General features: G+C 73.7%; 19 protein-coding genes and 1 pseudogene. 12 read left to right on the plus strand and 8 right to left on the minus strand.

The features are described 5' to 3' along the window. Positions 1–333: 333 nt before the first annotated feature. From ACWGSR_RS30900 to glgB, 4 genes are all read left to right on the plus strand, one after another. The gene (locus ACWGSR_RS30900) at positions 334–2,319 is read left to right on the plus strand and encodes an alpha-1,4-glucan--maltose-1-phosphate maltosyltransferase (RefSeq protein WP_453571397.1); all 1,986 of its coding nucleotides are present in this window, start codon (positions 334–336) and stop codon (positions 2,317–2,319) included. Then, positions 2,316–4,028, plus strand: coding sequence for a maltose alpha-D-glucosyltransferase (gene treS, locus ACWGSR_RS30905; protein ID WP_376236593.1), 1,713 nt, complete (start codon positions 2,316–2,318; stop codon positions 4,026–4,028). Before ACWGSR_RS30900 ends, treS begins: the two co-directional genes overlap by 4 nt. Positions 4,029–4,262: 234 nt before the next feature. Further along, the gene (locus tag ACWGSR_RS30910; RefSeq protein ID WP_376236591.1) at positions 4,263–5,612 is read left to right on the plus strand and encodes a maltokinase N-terminal cap-like domain-containing protein; all 1,350 of its coding nucleotides are present in this window, start codon (positions 4,263–4,265) and stop codon (positions 5,610–5,612) included. Between the two features lie 166 nt (positions 5,613–5,778). Continuing rightward, a complete protein-coding gene (gene glgB, locus ACWGSR_RS30915) occupies positions 5,779–8,100 on the plus strand; it encodes a 1,4-alpha-glucan branching enzyme (protein ID WP_453571401.1) in 2,322 nt (773 codons plus the stop codon). Between the two features lie 32 nt (positions 8,101–8,132). On the opposite strand, the gene ACWGSR_RS30920 is transcribed toward glgB, so the two are convergent. Together ACWGSR_RS30920 and ACWGSR_RS30925 are read right to left on the minus strand one after the other, a co-directional pair. Next, positions 8,133–10,367: a HelD family protein gene (locus ACWGSR_RS30920; RefSeq protein WP_453571404.1), complete on the minus strand. Its 2,235-nt coding sequence runs from the start codon at positions 10,365–10,367 to the stop codon at positions 8,133–8,135. Positions 10,368–10,540: 173 nt separating this feature from the next. Continuing rightward, positions 10,541–11,188, minus strand: coding sequence for a TetR/AcrR family transcriptional regulator C-terminal domain-containing protein (locus tag ACWGSR_RS30925; protein ID WP_453571406.1), 648 nt, complete (start codon positions 11,186–11,188; stop codon positions 10,541–10,543). Between the two features lie 66 nt (positions 11,189–11,254). On the opposite strand from ACWGSR_RS30925, the gene ACWGSR_RS30930 reads away from it, so the two are divergent. Beyond that, positions 11,255–12,526 carry a beta-ketoacyl-[acyl-carrier-protein] synthase family protein gene (locus tag ACWGSR_RS30930; protein WP_453571409.1) on the plus strand — a complete coding sequence of 424 codons (1,272 nt, stop codon included), beginning with the start codon at positions 11,255–11,257 and terminating at the stop codon, positions 12,524–12,526. Positions 12,527–12,594: 68 nt separating this feature from the next. On the opposite strand, the gene ACWGSR_RS30935 is transcribed toward ACWGSR_RS30930, so the two are convergent. The 5 genes from ACWGSR_RS30935 to ACWGSR_RS30955 all read right to left on the minus strand — a co-directional run bounded on the left by ACWGSR_RS30935 (position 12,595) and on the right by ACWGSR_RS30955 (position 15,441). Continuing rightward, a complete protein-coding gene (locus tag ACWGSR_RS30935) occupies positions 12,595–13,059 on the minus strand; it encodes a GNAT family N-acetyltransferase (protein WP_376236578.1) in 465 nt (154 codons plus the stop codon). A gap of 146 nt (positions 13,060–13,205) precedes the next feature. Further along, the gene (locus ACWGSR_RS30940; RefSeq protein WP_376236576.1) at positions 13,206–13,547 is read right to left on the minus strand and encodes a thioredoxin family protein; all 342 of its coding nucleotides are present in this window, start codon (positions 13,545–13,547) and stop codon (positions 13,206–13,208) included. Next, complete coding sequence (locus ACWGSR_RS30945; RefSeq protein WP_453571413.1) at positions 13,544–13,978, minus strand: MerR family transcriptional regulator; 435 nt, start codon at positions 13,976–13,978, stop codon at positions 13,544–13,546. Before ACWGSR_RS30945 ends, ACWGSR_RS30940 begins: the two co-directional genes overlap by 4 nt. A gap of 28 nt (positions 13,979–14,006) precedes the next feature. Continuing rightward, the gene (locus ACWGSR_RS30950) at positions 14,007–14,801 is read right to left on the minus strand and encodes a nitroreductase family deazaflavin-dependent oxidoreductase (protein ID WP_453571417.1); all 795 of its coding nucleotides are present in this window, start codon (positions 14,799–14,801) and stop codon (positions 14,007–14,009) included. A gap of 100 nt (positions 14,802–14,901) precedes the next feature. Continuing rightward, on the minus strand, positions 14,902–15,441 hold the full coding sequence (locus ACWGSR_RS30955) for an Lrp/AsnC family transcriptional regulator (protein ID WP_453571420.1): 540 nt from the start codon (positions 15,439–15,441) through the stop codon (positions 14,902–14,904). 67 nt (positions 15,442–15,508) lie between these two features. Between ACWGSR_RS30955 and ACWGSR_RS30960 the strand changes: the two genes are divergently transcribed. Continuing rightward, entirely contained in the window at positions 15,509–16,564 is a 1,056-nt protein-coding gene (locus ACWGSR_RS30960) for an NAD-dependent epimerase/dehydratase family protein (protein ID WP_453571423.1), read from the plus strand. 11 nt (positions 16,565–16,575) lie between these two features. Next, positions 16,576–17,451: an aldo/keto reductase gene (locus ACWGSR_RS30965; RefSeq protein ID WP_453571460.1), complete on the plus strand. Its 876-nt coding sequence runs from the start codon at positions 16,576–16,578 to the stop codon at positions 17,449–17,451. Positions 17,452–17,569: 118 nt separating this feature from the next. Here ACWGSR_RS30965 and ACWGSR_RS30970 read toward each other — a convergent pair whose 3' ends face one another. Next, the gene (locus ACWGSR_RS30970) at positions 17,570–18,925 is read right to left on the minus strand and encodes a cation:dicarboxylate symporter family transporter (RefSeq protein ID WP_453571426.1); all 1,356 of its coding nucleotides are present in this window, start codon (positions 18,923–18,925) and stop codon (positions 17,570–17,572) included. A 188-nt stretch (positions 18,926–19,113) separates the two neighbouring features. Between ACWGSR_RS30970 and ACWGSR_RS30975 the strand changes: the two are divergent. The 5 genes and pseudogenes from ACWGSR_RS30975 to ACWGSR_RS30995 all read left to right on the plus strand — a co-directional run. Then, positions 19,114–20,710, plus strand: a pseudogene (locus ACWGSR_RS30975) (sensor histidine kinase); the annotation flags it as partial. A 379-nt stretch (positions 20,711–21,089) separates the two neighbouring features. Then, positions 21,090–21,785 carry a response regulator gene (locus ACWGSR_RS30980; RefSeq protein WP_376236558.1) on the plus strand — a complete coding sequence of 232 codons (696 nt, stop codon included), beginning with the start codon at positions 21,090–21,092 and terminating at the stop codon, positions 21,783–21,785. Positions 21,786–21,952: 167 nt separating this feature from the next. After that, on the plus strand, positions 21,953–22,561 hold the full coding sequence (locus tag ACWGSR_RS30985; RefSeq protein ID WP_376236666.1) for a helix-turn-helix domain-containing protein: 609 nt from the start codon (positions 21,953–21,955) through the stop codon (positions 22,559–22,561). A gap of 173 nt (positions 22,562–22,734) precedes the next feature. Further along, positions 22,735–24,078: a DUF2254 family protein gene (locus tag ACWGSR_RS30990; RefSeq protein ID WP_453571429.1), complete on the plus strand. Its 1,344-nt coding sequence runs from the start codon at positions 22,735–22,737 to the stop codon at positions 24,076–24,078. A gap of 79 nt (positions 24,079–24,157) precedes the next feature. After that, a complete protein-coding gene (locus ACWGSR_RS30995) occupies positions 24,158–24,991 on the plus strand; it encodes a class II glutamine amidotransferase (protein ID WP_376236553.1) in 834 nt (277 codons plus the stop codon). Positions 24,992–25,021 lie beyond the last annotated feature (30 nt).

Below are 25,021 nucleotides of genomic sequence, written 5' to 3' on the forward strand. Positions count from 1 at the left end.
CGGACACCCTTGTGACGGGCCGTGCGGGAGCAACCTCCCGGTGCCACAGGGGCGATGACGGCTTCGTGTCCGACTTCAGTCCTGGCCCGATTTGCTACGACCCGGTAGTTAACAAAGCGCCGGATTGCCCGAGGGTGCACCATGGGAAGGCTCCTCCGGTAACGCCCGGCACGCGCCCCTTCCTGACCCCCTTTCACCCCCTCGGTTCGGCCGTCCGGGTGAACGCGGACGGGAGAGGGCACGCCCCCGACCCGCCGGCCGTCGGCGGAGCTAGAAAGAGCGCACCACCACCCGCACCCCCGTAACCCGTCAGGTGATGCTGTGAATCCGCTCATGGGACGCATTCCCGTACTGGACGTCCGCCCACTGGTCGACTGCGGCCGGCGCCCCGCGAAGGCGGTGGCCGGAGAGACCTTCGAGGTGACGGCGACCGTCTTCCGCGAGGGACACGACGCGGTCGCCGCCAATGTCGTGCTGCGCGGCCCGTCGGGCCGTCCCGGCCCCTGGATCCCGATGCGCGAACTGGCCCCGGGCACCGACCGTTGGGGTGCCGAGGTCACTCCGGACGCCGAGGGCTCGTGGACGTACGCCGTGGAGGCCTGGAGCGACCCGGTCGCCACCTGGCGGCACGCGGCGAAGATCAAGATCCCGGCCGGGATCGACTCCGAACTGGTCCTCGCCGAGGGGGCCGAGCTGTACGAGCGGGCCGCGAAGGGCGTCCCGAAGAAGGGCGGCGGCCGGGAGGCGGTGCTCGCGGCGGCGGACACCCTGCGCGACCCGTCGCGCCCCGCCGCCGTGCGGCTCGCGGCGGCCCTCGCCCCCCGGGTGGTGGAGGTCCTGGACCGCCACCCGCTGCGCGAACTGCTCACCTCCTCGCCGAAGTTCCCGCTCCGGGTGGAGCGCGAGCGGGCCCTGTACGGCTCGTGGTACGAGTTCTTCCCCCGTTCGGAGGGGGCGCGGACGGTCGACGGGCGCACGGTCCCGGGGAACTTCCGGACGGCCGCCGAGCGGCTGCCGGCGGTGGCGGCGATGGGCTTCGACGTGCTGTACCTGCCGCCGGTGCACCCGATCGGCGAGACGCACCGCAAGGGCCCGAACAACTCCCTGTCGGCGTCGCCGAGCGACGTGGGCGTGCCGTGGGCGATCGGTTCGCCGGAGGGCGGGCACGACGCGCTCCACCCGGACCTGGGCACCTTCGAGGACTTCGACGCCTTCGTGGCGCGGGCCCGGGAGCTGCGTCTGGAGATCGCGCTCGACTTCGCGCTCCAGTGCTCGCCGGACCACCCGTGGGTGGAGAAGCACCCGGACTGGTTCCACCACCGCCCCGACGGCTCGATCGCGTACGCGGAGAACCCGCCGAAGAAGTACCAGGACATCTATCCCATCGCGTTCGACAAGGACATGGACGGGATCGTCGAGGAGACCGTGCGGGTGCTGCGGCACTGGATGGACCACGGGATCCGGATCTTCCGCGTCGACAACCCGCACACCAAGCCGGTGGTGTTCTGGGAGCGGGTGATCGGGGAGGTCAACAAGGCAGATCCGGACGTGATCTTCCTGGCGGAGGCGTTCACGCGGCCCGCGATGATGCGGACCCTGGGCGCGATCGGCTTCCAGCAGTCGTACACGTACTTCACCTGGCGCAACACCAAGGAGGAGCTGACGGAGTACCTCACGGAGCTGTCCCGCGAGACGGCCGCGCAGATGCGGCCGAACTTCTGGGTGAACACCCCCGACATCCTGCCCGGCCACCTCCAGAAGGGCGGCCGGCCCGCGTTCGAGGCGCGGGCGGTGCTCGCGGCGACGCTCTCGCCGTCCTGGGGCATGTACGCCGGGTACGAGCTGTGCGAGAGCACCCCGCTGCGGGAGGGCGGCGAGGAGTACCTCGACTCGGAGAAGTACGAACTGCGGCCCCGTGACTGGGAGTCGGCGGAACGCGCGGGGCGGACGATCACCCCGCTGATCACGAACCTGAACCGGATCAGGCGCCGCCACCCGGCGCTGCGCCGGCTGCGGAACCTGACCTTCCACGACGTGGACAACCCGCAGGTGATCGCGTACAGCAAGCGCTCCGGTTCGAACACCGTTCTGGTGGTCGTCAACCTCGACCCGCACCACACCCAGGAGGCGACGGTCTCGTTGAACATGCCGGAACTCGGCCTCGACTGGCACGAGACCGCGCCGGTGCGCGACGAGCTCACCGGCGAGACCTATCACTGGGGCAGGTCCAACTACGTGCGCCTGGAACCGGGCGTCACGCCCGCGCACGTGCTGGCCCTGCGACCGTCCCCGCAGACCGGAGGGTCACCCACCTCATGACTGTCAACGAGCCCGTCCCCGACAAGTTCGAGGACACCCCCGCCAAGGACCGCGATCCCGACTGGTTCAAGCGGGCCGTCTTCTACGAGGTCCTCGTCCGCTCCTTCCAGGACAGCAACGGCGACGGCGTCGGCGACCTGAAGGGCATCACGTCCAAGCTGGACTACCTCCAGTGGCTGGGCGTGGACTGCCTCTGGCTGCCGCCGTTCTTCAAGTCCCCGCTGCGGGACGGCGGCTACGACGTGGCCGACTACACCTCGGTGCTCCCGGAGTTCGGCGACCTGGCCGACTTCGTGGAGTTCGTGGACGCGGCCCATCAGCGCGGCATGCGCGTGATCATCGACTTCGTCATGAACCACACCAGCGACCAGCACATGTGGTTCCAGGAGTCGCGGCGCGATCCGGACGGGCCGTACGGCGACTACTACGTCTGGGCCGACGACGACAAGCAGTACCCGGACGCCCGGATCATCTTCGTCGACACGGAGACCTCCAACTGGACCTTCGACCCGGTGCGCAAGCAGTACTACTGGCACCGGTTCTTCTCGCACCAGCCGGACCTCAACTACGAGAACCCGGCGGTGCAGAAGGAGATCCTGTCCGCGCTGAAGTTCTGGCTGGACCTGGGGATCGACGGCTTCCGGCTCGACGCGGTGCCGTACCTCTACCAGGAGGAGGGCACCAACTGCGAGAACCTCCCGGCCACCCACGCCTTCCTGAAGCGGGTCCGCAAGGAGATCGACGAGCACTACCCGGACACGGTGCTGCTCGCCGAGGCGAACCAGTGGCCGGAGGACGTCGTCGACTACTTCGGCGACTTCCGGTCGGGCGGCGACGAGTGCCACATGGCCTTCCACTTCCCGGTCATGCCGCGGATCTTCATGGCCGTGCGGCGCGAGTCCCGCTACCCGGTCTCCGAGATCCTGGCGAAGACCCCGGCGATCCCCTCCGGCTGCCAGTGGGGCATCTTCCTGCGCAACCACGACGAGCTGACGCTCGAGATGGTCACGGACGAAGAGCGCGACTACATGTACGCGGAGTACGCCAAGGACCCGCGGATGCGGGCCAACATCGGCATCCGGCGCCGGCTCGCCCCGCTCCTGGACAACGACCGCAACCAGATGGAGCTGTTCACCGCGCTGCTCTTCTCGCTGCCCGGTTCACCGGTGCTGTACTACGGCGACGAGATCGGCATGGGCGACAACATCTGGCTGGGCGACCGGGACGGGGTGCGCACCCCGATGCAGTGGACGCCCGACCGGAACGCCGGGTTCTCCTCCTGCGACCCGGGGAGGCTCTACCTTCCGGCCATCATGGACCCGGTCCACGGCTACCAGGTGACCAACGTCGAGGCCGGCATGGCCTCGCCGTCGTCGCTGCTGCACTGGACGAAGCGGATGATCGAGATCCGCAAGCAGAACCGGGCCTTCGGCACGGGGACGTACACGGAACTGCCGTCGTCCAACCCGGCGGTGCTCGCGTTCCTCCGTGAGTCCGCCCCCGAAGAGGGACAGGACGCCGACCTGGTGCTCTGCGTGAACAACTTCTCGCGGTTCGCGCAGCCGACCGAGCTCGACCTGCGCAGCTTCGCCGGGCTGCACCCGACGGAACTGGTCGGTGGCGTGAAGTTCCCTGCCATCGGGCAACTCCCGTACCTCCTGACCCTCGCGGGCCACGGGTTCTACTGGTTCCGCCTCAAGAAGGCCTGAGACCGCGACGGTTCGGCCACGTCCGCGGCGGGGCGGTTTCGCCCGTCCCGCCGGGGGCACTGTGAACGACAGCACGATTCAGGTCCATACGGGCCTTCTTCCCGGGCCCGTACGGATCTTCCCTTTCCGACACGTCCCGCACATCCGGACAGTCCAAGCCGCCATCCGGGACACTCTGCGCATTTGAACGTATACGAAACCCATCTGCGCGCCCCGGGGAAAGGACGCGATGCCATGCCGGAGACCGCATCCGACACCCGGGCCCCGGACGCCCTCCTTCCGTCCCTCGCCCCCCTGCTCCACGAATGGCTGCCACGGCAGCGCTGGTTCGCGGGCAAGGGCCGCCGGGTCACCGGATTCACACTGGACGCGGCCACCGAGCTGCTGCCGCCGGACGGCCCGGGGCCCGGCCTCCTCCATCTGCTCGTACGGGTCGAACAGCCGGGCCGCCCGGCCGGTTCGCCCTCCGACTGCTACCAACTGCTCCTGGGCGTACGGACCCAGCTCCCGCCCCGCCTCGCCCCCGCCCTGATCGGGCGGATCCGGCAGGGGCCGCTCGCCGGGCGGGCCGTCTACGAAGGGCTGCGCGACCCGCGGCTCGCCGGGCTCCTCTACGAGCGGCTGCGCACCCCGGGCCGGACCGGCCCGCTGCGCTTCCACGCCACCACCGCCCTGCCGGCCGCGCTCGCGCCCCGCGTGCTCGACGCCGAGCAGTCCAACTCCTCGCTGGTCTACGGCGACGCGTACATCCTCAAGATCTTCCGGCGGGTCAGCCCCGGCGCCAACCCCGACCTGGAGCTGCCGCTGGCGCTCAGCCGGGCCGGCTGCGCCCGGGTGCCCGCGCCGGTCGCCTGGTTCGAGTCGGGGGCCGCGACCCTCGGCGTCCTCCAGCCCTATCTGCGGGACTCCCGGGACGGCTGGCGGCTCGCGCTCGACGCGCTGGCCGACGGCCGGGAGTTCACCGGCGAGGCGCGGGCGCTCGGCCGCGCCACGGCCGAGGTGCACCTGGCGCTCGCCGGGGCGCTGCCGACGCGGCGGCTCGGGAAGGCCGAGGCCGAGCTGCTCGCCGACGCGATGGACCGGCGGCTGCACGCGGCGGCGCAGGCCGTGCCCGCGCTGCTGCCGCACGTGCCGGGGCTCCGGGCCGTCTTCGCGGCGGCGGGCGGGGCCGCCGGGGCGGGGGCGCTCCAGCGCATCCACGGCGACCTGCACCTCGGGCAGACCCTGCGGGGCTCCGACGGGGCCTGGGCCGTCATCGACTTCGAGGGCGAGCCCGCGAAGCCGCTGGACGAGCGGCGCAGCCCCCAGCCCACGGTCCGGGACGTCGCCGGGATGCTCCGCTCCTTCGACTACGCGGCCCGCACCCACCGCCCGTGGAACGCCGACTGGGCGGCCCGCTGCCGCGCCGCCTTCTGCACCGGCTACGCGGAGGCGGCGGGCGCCGACCCGCGCTCGGATCCGGCGCTCCTTCGCGCCTACGAGACCGACAAGGCGGTGTACGAGGTCGTCTACGAGGCCCGCCACCGGCCGGACTGGCTGCCGGTCCCGATGGCGGCGATCGAACGGCTGGCGGCGATCCCGTGAGTACCCCGTTCGGAGCAGCGGGCCCGTCCTGCGGGCCCCCTCCCACCCGCGAGAACCCCCACCGGCCCCGTTCGGCCGAGTGTCCCGGCGTCCCCGCGGCCCGTTCCACAGGCGTGTTCCCCATGAATCCCCCCTTCCCCTCTCCCGTCCTCCAGGAGGCATCCCCGTGACCGCCCGATCCGCAGGAAAGACGTCCACAGCCAAGAAGGCGCCCGCGTCGGCCACTGCCAGGAAGGCGTCCGCGGCGGACCTGCCCGCCGTGCGGAAGGAGCCGGCGCCGGAGCGGCCCGCCGTACGGAAGGCGCCACCGCTCGACCCGGGCGACCGGGCGCGGCTGCTCGCCGGGGAGCACCACGACCCGCACGGGGTGCTCGGCGCGCACCCGGTGCGCGGCGGAGTGGTGGTGCGGGTGCTGCGCCCGTTCGCCCGGGAGGTCGCCGTCCTCACCAAGGGCCGCCGGATCGCGCTCCACGACGACGGGGACGGCCTCTTCTCGGGGCTGCTGCCGCTGCTGCGGAAGGTGCCGGCGTACGAGCTGCGGGTCCGGTACGACGGAGGGCCCGAGCTGGAGGTCCAGGACCCGTACCGCTTCCTGCCCTCGCTCGGGGACCTCGACCTGCACCTGATCGGGGAGGGCCGGCACGAGGAGCTGTGGACGGCGCTCGGCTCCCGGACCATGACGCACGAGGGCGTGACCGGCACCCGGTTCGCGGTCTGGGCGCCGAACGCGCGCGGGGTGCGGCTCACCGGTGAGTTCACGTACTGGGGCGCGGGCCTGCCGATGCGCTCGCTCGGCTCGACGGGCGTGTGGGAGCTGTTCGTGCCCGGCCTCGGCGAGGGCACGGTCTACAAGTACGACATCGCCCGGCCCGACGGCTCGCACACGCTGCGGGCGGACCCGATGGCCCGGCGGACCGAGTGCCCGCCGAACACGGCGTCGATCGTCACCGAGTCGCACCACGTGTGGAACGACGGGGAGTGGATGGAGCGGCGGGGCGCCCGCCCGGCGCACGAGTCCCCGCTCTCGGTGTACGAGGTGCACCTGGCGTCCTGGCGGCCGGGGCTGACCTACCGCGAGCTGGCCGAGCAGCTTCCCGCGTACGTGCGCGACCTCGGCTTCACGCACGTGGAGTTCATGCCGGTCGCCGAGCACCCCTTCGGCGGCTCGTGGGGCTACCAGGTGACCGGGTTCTACGCGCCGACGGCCCGGATGGGCACCCCGGACGACTTCAAGCACCTGGTGGACGCGCTGCACCGGGCGGGGATCGGGGTCCTGATGGACTGGGTCCCGGCGCACTTCCCGAAGGACGACTGGGCGCTCGCGGAGTTCGACGGGCGGCCGCTGTACGAGCACGAGGACCCGCGCCGGTCGCACCACCCGGACTGGGGGACCCTGGAGTTCGACTACGGGCGCAAGGAGGTGCGGAACTTCCTCGTCGCCAACGCCGTGTACTGGTGCCAGGAGTTCCACATCGACGGCCTGCGCGTGGACGCGGTCGCCTCGATGCTCTACCTGGACTACTCGCGCGAGCACGGCGAGTGGGTGCCGAACGAGTTCGGGGGCCGGGAGAACCCGGACGCGGTGGCGTTCCTCCAGGAGATGAACGCGACCGTGTACCGGCGCTGCCCGGGGATCGTGACCTTCGCGGAGGAGTCCACGGCCTGGGACGGGGTGACGCGGCCGACGGACCAGGTGGGCCCCGGCGGCTTCGGCGGCCTGGGCTTCGGCATGAAGTGGAACATGGGCTGGATGCACGACTCCCTGGAGTACGTGCAGAAGGAGCCGGTGCACCGGAAGTACCACCACAACGAGATGACGTTCTCGATGGTGTACGCCTACAGCGAGAACTACATCCTGCCGATCTCGCACGACGAGGTGGTGCACGGCAAGCGGTCGCTGGTGTCGAAGATGCCGGGCGACTGGTGGCAGCAGCGGGCCAACCACCGCGCCTACCTGGGCTACATGTGGGCCCACCCCGGCAAGCAGCTCCTCTACATGGGCCAGGAGTTCGCGCAGGGCGGGGAGTGGTCGGCGGACCAGGGGCCGGACTGGTGGCTGCTCGACCCGGCGTACGGGGCGGAGGCCGACCACCGGGGCGTGCGGGACCTGGTCCGCGACCTGAACACGGTGTACACGGCGACGCCGTCGCTGTGGGAGCGGGACACCTCGCCGGAGGGGTTCGAGTGGGTGGTCGGGGACGCGGCCGACGACAACGTCTTCGCGTTCCTGCGGTTCGACGGCTTCGGCTCGCCGCTGCTCGCCGTGTCGAACTTCTCGCCGGTGGTGCGGCAGGACTACCGGCTCGGGGTCCCGGACACCTTCGCGGCCTGGACGGAGGTGCTGAACACGGACGCGGGCCGGTACGGGGGCTCGGACGTGGTCGGCACCGACCCGGTGAAGACCGAGTCGGTGCCGTGGCACGGGCGCTCGTCCAGCGTGCGGATGACGCTGCCGCCGCTGGCGACGGTGTGGCTCAGGCCGGCTTGAAGGGCACGGCGGGTCTGATCACGCGGGTCTGATCACGCGGGCCTGATCACGCCCAGGCGCTGGGTGGCCCGGGTCAGCGCCACGTACAGGTCGTTCACGCCGTGCGGGGCGCCGGCCCGGATGCCGTCCGGGTCGACGACGAGGACCGTGTCGAACTCCAGGCCCTTGGCCTGCCGGGGGTCGAGGAGGACCACCGGCCGGGTGAGGTCGGGGGCCGGGCCGTGGTCGGCGTCCGGGAGGGCGCCGGCCAGGGCGGGGTGCAGCTCCGGCGGGGCGATCACGGCGAGCCGTCCGTCGGGGCGCCGCTCGGCGGCGACCGCGTCGGCGGTCTCCTTCACCGGGTCCTCGACCGTGCGGTCCCAGGGCTCGACGCCGGTGGAGCGGACCGAGCTGGGCGGCTCGAAGCCGGGGTCGGCCTCGCGCCGCACGTCGGCGGCGACGGCCATGATCTCGGCGGGGGTGCGGTAGTTGACGCCGAGCCGGACCAGCTCCCAGCGGTCCTCCACGTACGGGCCGAGGATGTCCCGCCAGGCGCCGACGCCGGCCGGGTCGCCGGTCTGGGCCGGGTCCCCGACCAGGGTCATGGAGCGGGTGGGGCTGCGGCGCATCAGGAGCCGCCAGGCCATCGCGGAGAGCTCCTGGGCCTCGTCGACGATGATGTGCCCGAAGGCCCAGGTGCGGTCGGCGGCGGCCCGTTCGGCGGCGGTGCGGTGGTCGTCCTCCTCGTGGCGCTCGGCGAACCGCTCGGCGTCGATGATGTCGTGGGCGGAGAGGACCTCGGAGGCGTCCTTGTCCTGCTCCTCCTTGTCCTCGAACTCGTAGGTGCGGGAGGCGTAGGAGACGTCGAGGACGCCCTGCGCGTACTGGATGCGCTTCTGCCGCTCGGCCTCCTCGGCGGCGCGGAGGGCCGAGTCGTCCTGGCCGAGCAGTTCGGCGGCCTCGTCGAGCAGGGGCACGTCGGCCGGGGTCCACGCGCCGCCCCCGCGCCGGATCGCGGCGGCGTCGGCGTCGGGCAGGTGGGTGGGGTCGGCGAGGTAGTCGGCGAGGAAGTCCTGCGGGGTGAGGGCGGGCCAGAGGGTGTCGAGGGCGGCGTACACCTCGGGGTTGGCGGCGATGCCCTTGGCGAGCAGGGCGATGTCGTCGGGGCCGAGGAAGTTGGGGCCGCCGTAGGGGTCGGCGCCGATGCGGTCGGCGAGCTGCTCGGCGAGGGCGTCGAGGATCCGGAAGACGAAGTAGGGGCGGGCGAGGTTGTGCGGGAGGGCGGTCTCGCGGGCCTTGTGGCGGGCCTCCAGGGCCATGTCCCAGTCGACGACCAGGTCGCCGTCCTCGTGCGGGACGACCAGCGGCTCGCCGCGCTCGGGGACCCGCTGGCGGTCGCGTACGGCGGCGGCGAGGGCGTCGGCCATGGCGGCGGAGCCCTTGACGGCGGCGGCGCGCGGGGTGTCGGTGCCGGTGGCGCGGACGCCGGGGAAGAGCTCGGCGGGGGTGGCGAGGAGGACGCCGGTCTCGCCGAGGGAGGGCAGCACGTTGCCGATGTAGCCGAGGAAGGCGGGGTTGGGGCCGACGATGAGGACGGCCCGGCGCGCGAGCTGCTCGCGGTGGGCGTAGAGGAGGTACGCGGCGCGGTGCAGGGCGACGGCGGTCTTGCCGGTGCCGGGGCCGCCCTCGACGACGAGGACGCCGCGGTGCGGGGAGCGGATGATGGCGTCCTGCTCGGCCTGGATGGTCTGCACGATGTCGTGCATGCGGCCGGTGCGGGCGGCGTCGAGCGAGGCGAGCAGCACCTCGTCGGCGTCCCGGCTCTCGTGGCCGGTGCGGGTGGCGTCGGCGAGGTCGAGGACCTCGTCGTGGAGGGCGGTGACCGTGCGGCCGGTGGTGCTGATGTGGCGGCGGCGGGAGAGGCCCATCGGCTCGTACCCGGTGGCGAGGTAGAAGGGGCGGGCGACCTCGGCGCGCCAGTCGACGACGAGGGGGGTGCGGTTCGGGTCGTCCTCGCGGATGCCGAGCCGGCCGATGTGGTGGTCGCGGCCGTCGCGGAAGACGAGCCGGCCGAAGCAGAGGCCGCTCTCCCCCGCGTTGAGCGCGGCGAGCAGCCCGGACTGCTCGGCGACCAGCACGTCCCGTTCGAGCCGGCCCTGGTTGCTGCCGGTGCCGGGGGTGCGCAGGGCGCGGTCGACGGCGGCCTCGGCCTGGTCCCTCAGGTCGTCGAGTCGTGTGTAGAGATCGGTGATGAATTGTTGTTCGTTCCGAAATTCCTCGGTTGACAATTCGACTCCCGGCGCGATACAGTGCGTTTAGTGAAATTCTCCGTGTTGCCGCTGTGCGGAGACACGGAATCCACGAATATACGCGATGCGATACCCCGACTGTCAATTCTAGTCGGGGTATTTCTGTATGCCCTGGCGTATGCCCTGACAGCGAGTGAATTCCGGGCCGGGCCCTAGTCGCGCCCGGGTCCGTCGTGGGCGGGTCCGTCGTGGACGGTCAGCGCTCCGGCGAGGTCGAGGTCGGCGACGGTGCCGTGCGCCCCGGCGCGGACGAGCAGCACCGCGCCGAGCGCGGTGCTCCAGAACGTCCTGACCTCCGCGCCGAGCGGTCGGCGGATCCCCCAGCCGCGACCGTCGACGAGCCGGCCCGCGAAGCGCTCGGACTGCCGGAACAGCAGTTGGAGGTGCCGGTCGACCACGGGGGCGAGCTCGGGCTTGGAGATCCCCGCGGCGAGCGCCCGCGCGACCGACGGGAGCGAGGGCATGGCGAGGACGGCGCGGGCGACGTTGCGCCGGAAGGCCGCCGCGTCGGGGGCCTGCCGGCCGATGCGCTCGATCCGCCGGGCGTCGTGCAGCAGGCCGAGGAAGGCCGCGTGCACGAGCAGCGCGTCCTTGGACCCGAAGTGGTAGGTGACCTGATTGGGGAAGACGCCCGCCGCGTTCGCGATCTCCGCGACGCTCGGCTCGGCGCCGGTCCGCTCCCCGCAGAGCCGCGCGGTCGCCTCGATCAGCCGGCGCCTCGTCGCGCGCCCCCGGTCGCGCGACCGGGTCGGCGCCGGGCGGGCCGGGGTCGCCCCGGCTTCGGTTCGCTTCTTCTCCACACCCGAATTGTATGTGATACAACAAGACCTCGTTCGCTTGTATCGCATACAAGAAAGGTGAGGGACATGCACCGGACCGAGGTCGTCGTGACCGGACTCGGCGCGATCACACCGCTCGGCGGGGACGTGGAGTCCACCTGGAACGCCCTGCTCGCCGGCGAGTCCGGCATCCGCGGCGGCGTCCTGCCCGGCCACGAGGACGCCGGCCTTCCCGACGTCGTCGCGGGGACGATGGCGACCGACCCGGCCGATTCCCTGCCGCCGGTGCGGGCCAGGCGGCTCGACCGCTCGCAGCAGGCGGCCCTCGTCGCGGCGGCCGAGGCCTGGGCCGACGCCGGTGCCCCGCGGGTGGACCCGGACCGGCTCGCGTCCGCGATCGGCACGGGCATCGGGGGCGTACAGACCCTGCTGAGGGAGGACGACGTGCTGGAGACGGCCGGAGCACGGCGCGTCTCGCCCCGCACGGTCCCGATGCTCATGCCCAACGCGGCGGCGGCCCTGATCAGCATCGAGTACGGCGCGCGGGCCGGTGTGTACACCCCCGTCTCGGCGTGCTCCTCCGGTGCCGAGGCGATCGCCCTGGGGGCCCGGCTCATCCGCGCGGGCGAGGCGGACGTGGTCATCGCGGGCGGGACCGAGGCCGCGATCACCCCGATCACCGTCGCCGGCTTCGTCCAGGCGCAGGCGCTGTCCCGGTACACCGCCGAACCCGCCTCGGCGTCCCGGCCGTTCGCCGCGGACCGCAGCGGATTCGTCCTCGGCGAGGGCGCGGCCGTCGTGGTGCTCGAAAGCGCCGAGCACGCCGCCGCCCGGGGCGCGCGCGTCCGCGCGGTGCTCGCGGGCGCCGGCATCGCCGCCGACGCCCGCGACATCACCGCGCCCGCCCCCGACGGCTCCGGCCAGATCGCGGCCATGCGCAAGGCGCTCGCGCAGGCCGGCCTGGCTCCCGAGCAGATCGCCCACGTCAACGCCCACGCCACCGGAACCCAGGTCGGCGACGTCGCCGAGGCGCGCGCGATCGGGGAGGTCTTCGGCCGCGCCACCGTGACCGCCCCCAAGGCGGCACTCGGTCATCTCTTCGGCGCGGCCGGCGCGATCGAGGCGCTCGTCGCCGTCCTCAGCGTGGAGCACGGCGTCGTCCCGCCGACCCGCAACCTCGCCACGGCCGGCGTCGGCCCCGACATCGGCCTCGACGTCGTCGCGGAGCGACGGGACGCCCCCCAGGAGGCCGTGCTCAGCAACTCCTTCGGCTTCGGCGGGCAGAACGTCTCGCTCGTCGTCACCGGCGCGCGGCACCCCGGCTCTCGAACGGCCACGACGGCCACGACGGCACCGTGACCCGCACGGACACCCCGACGGCCGGCCCGTGAAGAGCCGTCCCGCGGCGCCGGTGGTGTCCCGTCCCCCTACGCCGGGGTCCCGGGGCCCCCGGTCAGCTCCTTGTGGAAGTGGACGTCCTCGGCGCCGCCCGGGATGCCGAGGGTGCGGCCGGTCTCCACGTAGCCGTGCCGGCGGTAGAAGTCCGGGGCCTGGAAGGTGAAGGAGGAGACGGTGGCCCGGTCGCAGCCGCGGCGGCGGGCCTCCGCCTCGGCGGCGCGCAGGAGCCTGCCGCCCCAGCCGTCGCGGCGGTGCTCCTCGTGGACCCAGAGCATGTCGATGCCGAGCAGTCCGGCCCAGGTCCAGGCGGTGATCCCGCCGACGACCTCGCCGGTCGCCGGGTCGACGGCCTTCACCGAGAACTCGCTCTGGTCCTTGAGGCCGGTCCCGGTGGCCGCGAAGTTGTACGCGTCGAGCCCCCGGTCGAGGAGCTTCGCCAGCTCGGGGTCACGGTCCCCGACGGTCAGGCCGGTCATGTCGTGATCATGGTTCATGCCGCCCGAGTGTGGCACAGGGTCCCGGGGCCCTCTCCCGGCCGGATCCGGGAGCGCCCAGGGGCCCCGCCCGGCCGGATCCAGGAGCTCCGGGGCCCCCGCCCGGCCGGATCCAGGAGCTCCGGGGCCCTCTCCCCCTCCCGGATTCAGGAGCCGAGGACGTCCTCCAGCTCCTCCAGGAGGCGGCGCTTCGGGCGGGCGCCGACCAGGGACTTCACGGGCTCGCCGGCCTGGAAGACCATGAGGGTCGGGGTGGCGAGGACCCCGTACCGCACCGTGGTCTCCGGGTTGCGGTCCACGTCGATCTCGACGATCCGGAGGCGTGCGGCCTCCTCCCGGGCGAGCGCGCCGAGCACCGGCTTCAGCTGCCGGCACGGCCCGCACCACTCGGCGGTGAACTTCACCAGGACCGGCAGCCCGGAACCCAGCACCTCCGTCCCGAAGTCCGCGTCCGTGACCTCGTCCACGCCCTCCGCGTACGTCGTCATCGCTCTTCCTCCTCCGTGTCGGTCTGCACGGCCGTTTCCTCCACGGCCAGTTCGCACCGGGGCTCCGGGCCGTGCGGCAGTTCCGCCTCGGCCCGGAGGAGCTGGGCGCCCACCTGGGCGCGTACCGCCCGGAGCTGTTCGATCAGGCCGTCCAGCTCGGCGACCTTCCGCCGGTAGACGGCGATCGAGGCGGGGCACGCGTCACCCGCCGGGTGCCCCGCGCGCAGGCAGTCGACGAACGGCCGCGTCTCCTCCAGCTCGAACCCGAAGTCCTGAAGGGTCCTGATCTGCTGGAGGAGCCGCAGGTCGTCCTCGTCGTACGTGCGGTGTCCCCGGTCCGTACGCCGGGCGGTCAGGAGGCCCCGGGACTCGTAGTACCGCAGGGTCCGCGTGGTGGTCCCGGCCCGCTCGGCCAGCTCTCCGATGCGCATGCGCCGACCGTAGGCCCTGACGTCGGCGTCAAGGCAAGGACCTCACCCCCGGGAGGGGTCGGGCGGCTGCCCGCAGCAGCGGGACGACCTCGGCCTCCTCGTACGCGGAGTGGGCCTCCGGCTCGCTCCGGAGGCGTTCGAACTCGCCGCGCAGCCCCCGCAGCCCGGTCTCCTCGACCCGGGCGAGGTACGGGAAGAGGCCGGCGTCCTCGCCGCCGTGGCGGACGGCCATGGCGGCGCAGAAGGTGACGCAGTGCCGCCGCAGCTCCACGGTGAGGTCGGGGGCCGCGTGCGCGCCCAGGCCCTCGCTCAGCGCGGCGAGTTCGGCGCGCGGTCCGTCGTGGATCGCGATCGGTTCGCCGGCGAGGGCGTCGAGGCGGTCCGGCGGGGTGTACGTGTCCTCCGGGAGCCGGTGGAGGACGACGACCGGGAGGACGCGGTCGGTCGCCTTCTGGTAGTCGGCGTGGCCGGGGGCCGCCGCGACGACCTTCGCGAAGAGGGCGTCGCGTTCGGCGCCGGAGGCGGCGACGGCCGTGGCCCGCCAGGTCCCGGTGCCGAGTTCCACGGTGACCGTGGGGTTCGCCGGGACGTTGCGGTACCAGTCCGGGTGCCGGCCGGAGCCGCCGGCCGAGGCGACGACGAGCAGCCGGTCACGGTTCCCGTCCTCGTGCTCCACGAAGCCGAGCGGGGTCGTGTGTTCTCTTCCGGACCTGGCGCCGGTGGTGGTGAGGAGGAGGAGCGCCCATCCCTCGAAGGGGCCGCCGAGGCGTCCGGCGTTGGTGCGGAACTCTTCGATGATCCCGGTGTTGAAGTGGAGGGGCAAAGCCGTCCCTACGGTTCTCTTGCCTCCATGCCTCCGCTTTCGAACGCGGACCGGCACGCGACGTGAGTCCCCCCGTTCCCGCCGCACGCACCGCCGCGCGTCAAGCGTGTTCCCGGTCCGGCGGCAGCAGCGGCTTCCCCTCCACCGGGGAGGAGAGCACGATCGAGGTCGTGGTGCGGCCGAGGAGCGAGGTCTGCTCCAGGACCTCTTCGAGGTGGACGGTGTCGGTGACGGCGACCTTGAGGATCCAGCAGTCCTCGCCCACCACGTGGTGGACCTCCAGGACCTCGGGGCGGGCGGCCAGTTCGAGGGTGCGGGGGTGCTTGAGGGTGTAGCCGCCGTGCGGGTTCACGCGGATGAAGGCCTGGAGGCCGTAGCCGAGGCGGGCCGGGGAGACCCTGGCCCCGTAGCCGGTGACCGCGCCGTTCTCCTCCAGGCGGCGGACCCGCTCGGTGACCGCCGCCGGGCTGAGCCGGACGCGGCGGCCGAGCTCGCTCAGCTTGATCCGGCCGTCGGTCTGGAGGAGGTCCAGGATCTGCCGGTCGATGGCGTCGAAGGGCGCACGGGGGCCCACCGAGGTTTCGTCGGCGGCGGTCCGCGAACGCCGTGGTTCCTTCGGCGCGACGGCCTGGAGACCCATGTTTCCCCCTTCAGACGGCGAGCGCTCAACGTAACACTTGTCCCCGGAGGAAAGGGAGTTGGAATTCATGGACGTTCTGGTCATCGGCGGGAGCCGTTATTTCGGCAAGCGGATCATCGCCCTCCTGCGCGAATCCGGGCACCGCGTCACGGTGCTCAACCGGGGTTCCTCCGGAGTTCCCGGCGGGCCTTCCGGCGGAATCGGGCACCTCGTGGCCGACCGCGACGACGAGGCCGCCCTGGAATCCGTGCTCGCGGGCCGCTCCTTCGACGTCGTCCTCGACCAGGTCTGCTACACCCCGCGCCAGGCGGAGATCGCCCGGCGGGTCTTCGCGGGGCGCGTCCGGCGCTACGTGATGACGTCGACGGTGGAGGTGTACGGGGACGAGGACTCGCCCGCACCGCTCCCGGAGACCGCCCTCGACCTGGCGTCGGTCGTCGTCGACACGGGCGCGGCCTGGGACGACCCGGAGTTCCGCGACGCGCACTACGGGGAGGGCAAGCGGCAGGCCGAGGCGGTGTTCGCGGCCGGGACGCCGTTCGCCTGGGCCTCGGTCCGGGTGGCGCACGTCCTCGGCGGCGACGACGACTTCACCGGCCGGCTCGACCACTACGTGCGGCGCGTCCGGGACGGCGAGCCGATCGCGGTGCCGGCGGTGAACCGTCCGGCGACCTACGTGTACGTGGAGGAGATCGCCGCGTTCCTCGCCTGGGCCGTGGAGGCGGACTTCACCGGGCCGGTGAACGCGCACTCCCACGGCCCGCTGCACACCGCCGACCTCTGCGCGGAGATCGAGCGGCAGGTGGGCGGCCGGACGGTGTTCCGGGAGGTGGCGGTCGGGGGGACCGGGGCCGGGGCTGGGGCCGAGGAGGCCGGGGCCGGGGAGACCGGGGCCGGAGAGGCCGGGACCGGGACCGGGACCGGGGCCGGGGCCGGGGAGGCCGGGGCCGGAGAGGTCTCGCCGTTCTCCTTCGCCCGCTCCTACGCGATGGACAACTCGCGGGCCACGGAGCTCGGTTACTCCTTCACGCACACCTCGGAGTGGCTCGCGCGGGCCGTCTCCGAGGCGGTGGGGACTGCTGAAACCGGCGGGGCTTCCGGGACCGCCGGGGCGGTGCGGTGACGTCCTTCCGGATGCTGGGGGACGTACGGGTCGGGGCCGTCGGTCTGGGCACGATGCCGCTCTCCGTCGAGGGGCGGCCCGACGAGGCGCGGGCCGTCGCCACGGTCCACGCGGCCCTGGACGCGGGCGTGACCCTGCTCGACACCGCCGACTCCTATCACCCGCCGGGCGGGGAGCCGGGCGAGGGCGAGCTGCTCGTGGCCCGGGCCCTGGCCTCGTACGGGGGCCGTACGGACGGGGTGCTGGTGGCGACGAAGGGCGGGCGGGGGCGGACGGCCGACGGCGGCTGGACCGTGGACGGCCGGCCCGGGCACCTGCGACGGGCGGCGGAGGCCTCGGCCCGACGGCTCGGGGGCGGCGCGATCGGCCTGTACCAGCTGCACAAGCCGGACCCGGCCGTCCCGTACGCCGAATCGCTGGGCGCGGTGCGGGAGTTGCTGGACGCGGGCACGGTCCGGCTGGCCGGGGTCTCGAACGTGGACGCGGAGCAGATCCTGCTGGCCCGGGAGGTCCTGGGCGACCGGCTCGTCTCCGTGCAGAACCGGTACTCGCCCGCCGTCCGGGACGGCGGGGCGGAGCTGCGGCTCTGCGCGGAGCTCGGCCTCGCCTTCCTGCCGTGGAGCCCGCTGGGCGGGATCTCGCGCAGCTCCCTGGACGGGGCGTCCGCCCTGGCGGAGGACCCGGAGCTCGGCGCCTTCCACCGGGTGGCCCGGGCGCGCGGGGTCGGCCCGCAGCGGGTGGCGCTCGCCTGGCTGCTGTCGCTCTCGGAGACCGTCCTGCCGATCCCGGGGGCGAGCCGCCCGGAGACGGCCCGGGACTCGGCGGCCGCGGCCGGGCTCGTCCTGACGGAGGAGGAGCTGGCGGAGCTGGCGGCGGTGCGGGGGTGAACGGGAGGTCCCCGGCCGCTCGTTGCGGCCGGGGACCTCCCGTACCCGGGGCCCGGATCCGGCTCAAGGCCCGGGACCCGGAGGTTCTTCGCGGGAGCGGGGAGAGGACGGAGGCCGGTCAGACCGCCGCGGGCGTCTTCTCGCCCTCCCCGTCCGCCCGCTGGTCCGGGACCGGGGTCGTCGGGGCGTGGTCGTCGACGAGGGTCTTCTCGTCGAAGGGGATGCGGCCGGCGAGGACCTCGGTCACCCGCGCCTTGTCGATCTCCTTGGTCCAGGTGCCGACGAGGACGGTGGCGACGGCGTTGCCGGCGAAGTTGGTGAGGGCGCGCGCCTCGCTCATGAAGCGGTCGATGCCGACGATCAGGCCCACGCCGTCGACCAGCTCGGGCCGGTGCGACTGGAGGCCGCCCGCCAGGGTGGCGAGGCCCGCGCCGGTGACGCCCGCCGCGCCCTTCGAGGCGATGATCATGAAGACGAGGAGGGAGACCTGCTCGCCGAGCGACAGCGGGTCGCCCATCGCCTCGGCGACGAAGAGCGAGGCCATCGTGAGGTAGATCGCGGTGCCGTCGAGGTTGAAGGAGTAGCCGGTCGGCACGGTGATGCCGACGACCGGCTTGGAGACGCCCAGGTGCTCCATCTTCGCGATGAGGCGCGGCAGCGCCGACTCGGAGGAGGAGGTGGAGAGGATCAGCAGGAACTCGCGGCTCAGGTACTTCAGGAGGGTCCAGATGTTGATCCCGGCGACCAGCCGCAGGATCGCGCCGAGCACGACGAAGACGAAGAGTCCGCAGGTCAGGTAGAAGCCGATCATGATGACGGCGAGGGACTTCAGGGCGTCCACGCCGGTCGCGCCGACGACGGCCGCGATCGCGCCGAACGCGCCGACGGGGGCCGCCCACATGATCATGGCGAGGATGCGGAAGACCAGCCGCTGGATGTGCCCGATGCCGCGCAGGACCGGCTCGCCGGCCGCGCCCATCGCCTGGAGCGCGAAGCCCGCGAGGAGGGCGACCAGGAGGGTCTGGAGGACCTCGCCCTCGGTGAAGGCGGAGACCAGGGTGGTGGGGATGATCCCGAGGAGGAAGTCCGGCGTGGACTCGCTCGCGCCCTCCGCCTGCTTGGCGCCGGCCTCGGCCAGCTCCTTGGTGAGGTGGAGGCCGGAGCCGGGCTCCAGGAGGTTGCCGACGAGCAGGCCGATCGCGAGCGCCACCGTCGACATGAGCAGGAAGTAGCCGAGGGCGAGGCCGCCGACGGCGCCGACCTTCGCGGCCTTCCGGACCGAGCCGACGCCGAGCACGATCGTGCAGAAGATGATCGGGGAGATCATCATCTTGATCAGGTTGACGAAGCCGGTGCCGAGCGGCTTGAGCTCGACGGCGAAGCCCGGCGCCAGGAAGCCGACCGCGATGCCGAGCAGGACGGCGCCGATGACGGCGAGATACAGATAGTGGGTACGGTCCCGGCGTGCGGCCACGGGGGTCCTCCTCGTGCTGGTGGGTGCCCCCCGGGCGTCCGCGTCCCGGTGGACCTCCGCGACTATCCACCAGCCTGTGACCCGGGTCACGGTTGCGTACGTTTCGTTCACGGCCGAAACGACGCCGGTCGCGGAAGGGGCGGGGCCGCGCAGCCGCCGCGCGGTCCCGGGCGTGCACACTTACCCGCATGCGCCTCCGCCTCCCCCGTCCCCGCAGCCTGGCCGGCCAGCTCTTCGCGATGCAGGTCGTGCTCGTGGCCGTCGTCGTGGCGGGGTGCGCGGTCTTCGCGTACCTCACGGACCGGGCGCAGGCCGAGGAGACCGCGCGGCGCCAGTCCACGGCCACCGCCGCGGCCGTCGCCGACTCGCCGTCCGTGGCCGCCGCCGCGCGCTCGGCCGACCCCTCGGCGGCGCTCCAGCCGTACGCGGAGTCGCTGCGCCGCCACGCGGACGTCGCCTTCGTGGTGGTCATGGCCCCGGACGGCACCCGCTGGACGCACCCGGAGCCGGACCAGATCGGCCGCACGTACCTCGGCCACATCGAGGAGGCCCGGCGGGGACAGATCCACTCCGAGACGCACCTCGGGGTCCTCGGGCCCTCCGTGCGGACGATCGCGCCCGTCTTCGACGCCGACGGGCGGGTCGTCGCGCTGGTCAGCGCGGGCATCACGATCGAGCGGATCAGCGCGCAGGTACGGGAGCAGGTGACCGCCCTGCTCGGCATGGCGGGCGCGGCGCTCGCGCTCGGCGGGGCGGGGACGTACGTCGTGAACGCGCGTCTGCGCCGCCACACCCACGGCATGAACGCGACCGAGCTGAGCCGGATGCACGACTACCACGAGGCCGCGCTGCACGCCGTGCGGGAGGGGCTCGTGATGCTCGACGGGCGGCGGCGGATCGCCCTGATCAACGACGGGGCGCGGGAGCTGCTCGGCCTGGACGAGGGGGTGGTGGGCCGTCCGGCGGCGGAGCTCGGCCTGCCCGCGCCGCTGACGGGCGCGCTGCTCTCCTCGGAGCCGCGCGTGGACGAGACGCACCTGACGGACGACCGGGTCCTCGTCGTCAGCACCCGCCCGGTGGTGGGCGGGGAGCGGCGCGGGACCGTCGTCACCCTGCGGGACCGCACGGAGCTCCAGGCCCTGTCGGGCGAGCTGGACTCCGAGCGGGGCTTCACGGAGGCGCTGCGCTCGCAGGCGCACGAGGCGGCGAACCGGCTGCACACGGTCGTCTCGCTCATCGAGCTGGGCCGGGTGGCGGAGGCGGTGGAGTTCGCGACGGCGGAACTGGAGCTGGCCCAGGCGCTCACCGACCGGGTCGTGGACGCGGTCGGCGAGCCCGTCCTCGCCGCGCTGCTGCTCGGCAAGGCGGCGCAGGCCAACGAGCGGGGCGTGGAGCTGGTCCTCACCGAGGACAGCCGCATCGACGACGGGCGGGTGCCGTCGGCCCTGCCCGCCCGGGACCTGGTGACGATCCTCGGCAACCTGATCGACAACGCGGTGGAGGCGGCGGGCGGCACCCCGCACGCGCGCGTGACGGTCACGGTGGCGGCCCGCGCGGGGGACGGCGAGCTGCTGCTCCGGGTCGGGGACAGCGGCCCCGGCGTCCGCCCGGCCGACCGGGACGCGGTCCTCGGGCGCGGCTGGTCCACCCGGGGCCCGGGCCGCGGCCTCGGCCTGGCCCTGGTCCGCCAGGCGGTCTCCCGCGCCTCGGGCACGCTGGCCCTCGCGGACGGGGAGGAGGGCGGGGCGGAGTTCACGGTGCGACTGCCGCTGCGGGGGGCTCCGGAGGCGGAGCCGGATGCGGAGCCGGTACCGGGGCGGGTGCCCGCACCGCGGGAGGGGCGCGCTTCCGGCGCGGGCGGCGTCGCGCGTACGGACGGGACACCTGGTCCGGGCGGGGTTCCCGGCCCGGACGGGATCACCGGGAAGGGCGGCACTCCCGGCCCGGGCGGGGCCCCCGAGAAGGGCGGAGCCCCCGGGATGGGCGGGGTCCCCGGCTCGGACCGCATCTCCGCCCCGGACGGGGCCCCCGGAACGGACGGCACTACCGGCCCGGACGGGACCCCCGGGATGGGCGGAGCCCCCGGCCCCGGCGGAGCCCCGCGCACGGACGGGATCATCGGTGCGGGCGCCGCCCCCGCCGCCCCCGGAACGGAGGCGACCCCGTGAGCGCCGCTCCCCTCCGGGTCCTGGTCGTCGAGGACGACCCCGTGGCCGCCGACGCGCACGCGCTCTACGCCGGGCGCGTCGAGGGGTTCGCCGTCGTCGGGGTCGCGCACTCGCGGGCCGCCGCCGTGCGGGTGCTCGACCGGACGCGGGTCGATCTGATCCTGCTCGACCTGTACCTGCCCGACGGCCACGGCCTCCAGCTGCTGCGCGCGCTGCGCGCCGCCGGACACACCGCCGACGTCATCGCGGTGACCTCCGCCCGGGACCTGGCGGTCGTGCGGGAGGGCGTCTCCCTGGGGGTCGTCCAGTACGTGCTCAAGCCCTTCGCCTTCGCGACCCTCAGGGACCGGCTCGTGCGGTACGCCGAGTTCCGGGCCGCCGCCGGGGAGGCCTCCGGGCAGGACGAGGTGGACCGGGCGCTCGCCGCCCTGCGGGCCCCGCACCCCGCCGCGCTCCCCAAGGGCCTGAGCGCCCCCACCCTGGAGGCGGTCACCCGCACCCTACGGGCCGCCCCGGACGGGCTCACCGCCGCCGAGGCGGGGGCTGCCGTCGGGATCTCCCGGATCACCGCGCGCCGCTACCTGGAGCACCTCGTCACAGAGGGCCGGGCCGTGCGGGCGCCCCAGTACGGGCAGATCGGACGGCCCGAGCTCCAGTACCGCTGGCTGGAGGGGCCCGCGCGCGGCCACTGAACAGGGGAAACGGTGTTACCGGGCGGTTCACACGTTCCTACGACCCCTGGCCTTGGGGGAACGCACCGTAGCCACCCGTCACCCTCCGCACCTACGGTGGCCGCGTGCACCAGCCCTCCCCACCCTTCGACGCCCCGGCCGCCCGCCGCCTGCGCGAGGGCCTCGGCATGGCCCACGGCCACGTCGCGTACGGCCTGCGGGCGCAGTACGGCGTCTTCGCCACCCCCGAGACCGTCCTCGCCTGGGAGCGCGGCCGGGCGGTCCCCACCGAGCAGGAGCTCACGGCCCTCGCGGGCGTCCTGTGGTGCTCCCCCGCCGAGCTGATCGCCACCGCCTCCACCCTGCGCGAGCACCGGGTGGCGCGCGGCCTCGCCCCCGAGGAGCTGGCGCGGCGGGTGGGGCTCGCGGCCTCCGCGTACCGGCGGATGGAGGACGAGGGGCGCTGGCGCGGCACCGAACGCCAGACGGCCGCCCTCGCGGAGGTCCTCGGCCTCGGCCCGCGCGCCCTGATCACCGCGACCGGCGGCGACGAGCGCCTCGCCGAGCTGCTGCGCGACGCGGTCACCACCCGCTGGCAGGCGTACGTGAAGCCGGTGGCGCGGACGGTGCCGCTGCCCAGGCGGACCGTGGAGTCCGCGCTCCAGCGGCTGCACACGGAGTACCACGCCCGGATGGCGGCGGTCAGCAGCTGGGGCGCCTCGGGGACCACGGGCGACGAGGGGCGCGTGTATCTGGACGGGATCGTCGGCCACTTCTGGGAGTCCGTCGGAACCTGATCCACCGGCCGTGCGACCACGTGCCCGGACGACAGCGCGTACTCCGCGGGGTACGGTCGACGGGCGGACACCGGTCCGGCGGCCGCCGTGTTCCCGACCTCGGTCACGGGGCGGCGGCCGGCCAAACGACCCCTTCTCCGCACGCGGTCCACGGCAACCCCGGAGGAGGCCGGATGCCGGGTCATGCCGACGGCGCCGTCCGGTCCGGGGCGCGGCGACGCCCCCGGCGCGCCACGCCGTTCCGGCGCCCCTCGCGCGCCGTGCGCCGGGACCTCTCCCAACTCCTCTGCGCGGTCGCCGGTCTGGGACTGGGGCTGGCGGCACCGCTGGTCACCGGCGGACCGCAGGTGGACGCGGGCCGGGTGGTGAGCGTGCTGTTCACCCTGGGCTTCGGCGTCATCGGCCTGGTGAGCGTCATCTACTCGCTGCTCTTCCTGGTCGTCCAGTTCTCCGCGAGCACGTTCACCCCGCGCCTCGGCCTGTTCCGCCACGAGCCGGTCGTCTGGCGGACGTTCGCCTTCACCATCGGCCTGTTCGTCTTCTGCGTCACCTCGGGCCTGGCCATCGGCTCGCGGAAGACCGTCTCCACCTTCGTCCCGTGCGCGGCCATGCTCCTCACCCTGGTCGCGCTCGGTCTGATGCGCACCCTGCAGATGAAGGCGTTCGACTCGATCCAGCTCGGCCACTCGCTCACCGCGATCACCACCCGCGCGCACGCCCTGTACGACGGCCTGTACGTCCGCCCGTACGCGCCGCCCTCCCCGGAGCCGGAGCCGGAAACGGACACGAGCACGAGCACGAGCACGGGTACGGACGCGGACACGAGCACGGGCACGTACGCGGAAGTGCGCTGGACGGGGCCGCCGGCCGTGCTGCAGAGCGTCGACGTGCCCTTCCTCCTGGACGCCGCCCGGAAGGACGGTTCCTCGGTCGCCTTCCGCGTCGCTCCCGGTACGACCCTGTCGGAGGGCGCGGTGATCGCCCGGGTGACCGGGGACGGCCCGCGGGCGGCGACGCTCCTCGGAGCCCTGTCGACGGGGGTGGAGCGCACCTTCGACCAGGATCCCGAACTCCCCCTGCGGCTCCTCGCCGACATCGCCCTGCGCGCCCTGTCCCCGGCGGTGAACGACCCGGCCACGGCGGTGGAGGCCCTGGACCGCCTGGAGGCCCTGCTGCTCCTCCTCGCCGGCCGCGACCTGGACGTCGGACGGTTCCACGACCCCGCCGGACGGACGCGGGTGAGCGTTCCGGTCCCGGGCTGGGACCGCTGCGTCCGGACCGCCGTCGACGACGTGCTCTTCGCCGCCACCGGGTCCCCGATGGCGCTGCGCAGGACGCGCGACCTGCTGCGCGGGCTGGCGGAGCGGGCCCCCGAGGACCGGCGCGCCGTCGTGCTCGACCGCCTCCGGTGGGTCGAGCGGACCGGCGGCGAGGCGTACCCGCTCGTCTGGGCGGACGGCACCGGGGCGGGGCCGGACGGGCCCTCCGGGACGCGCACGCGTGGCACGCCCGGGTGAGGGGCCCGAGAATGGGAGGGCCGGACGGGGCTCCTCCCCCGTCGCTCCCGGAGCACGGCAGAGACCCAGGTGATGACGCATGTGCCGATGGCTGGCGTACTCGGGCACGCCCGTCCTGCTCGACACCATCCTGTACAAGCCTGAGCACTCCCTGATCGACCAGAGCCTGCACTCCAAGCTCGGCGTGGAGACCACCAACGGCGACGGGTTCGGCGTCGGCTGGTACACGGAGGGCACCGGCCTCCCGGCGCTCTTCCGGGAGATCGGCCCCGCCTGGAGCAACCGCAACCTGCGGGAGCTGGCGGACCACGTCCGCTCGCCGCTCTTCTTCGCCCACATCCGGGCGTCGACCGGGACGGCGGTGCAGCAGTCGAACTGCCACCCGTTCCGGCACGGCCGCTGGATGTTCATGCACAACGGCGCCGTCGCGGAGTTCCACCGCGTGCGCCGCGCCCTCACCCTGCTCGTCGACCCGGCGCTGTACGCGGACCTCGAAGGGACGACGGACTCCGAGGTGATGTTCTACCTGGCCCTCACCTTCGGTCTCGACCGTGACCCGCCCGCCGCGGTCGCCCGGATGGCGGGAACGGTGGAACGCGTCGGCCGCGAGCACGGCGTGGAGTTCCCCCTCCAGATGACGCTGGCCGTCAGCGACGGCGAACGCCTCTGGGCCTTCCGCTACTCCAGCGAGCGCGCCTCCCGGTCCCTGTTCTACAGCAGCCGGGTGGAGACGCTGCGCCGGCTGCACCCCGACGTCACGTTCCTCCAGGGCGCCTCCGAGGGGACGCGCCTCATCGTCTCCGAGCCCCTGGGCGACCTGCCCGGCGCCTGGAACGAGGTGCCGGAGGGCAGTTACGGCGTCGTCCAGCCGGACGGCGACGAGATGCACCCGTTCGCGCCGGTGGCGGTGTAAGGGTCCTGGTCCCGGTCTCGACGGTCGAAG

This window comes from Streptomyces sp. NPDC055632, assembly GCF_053618675.1.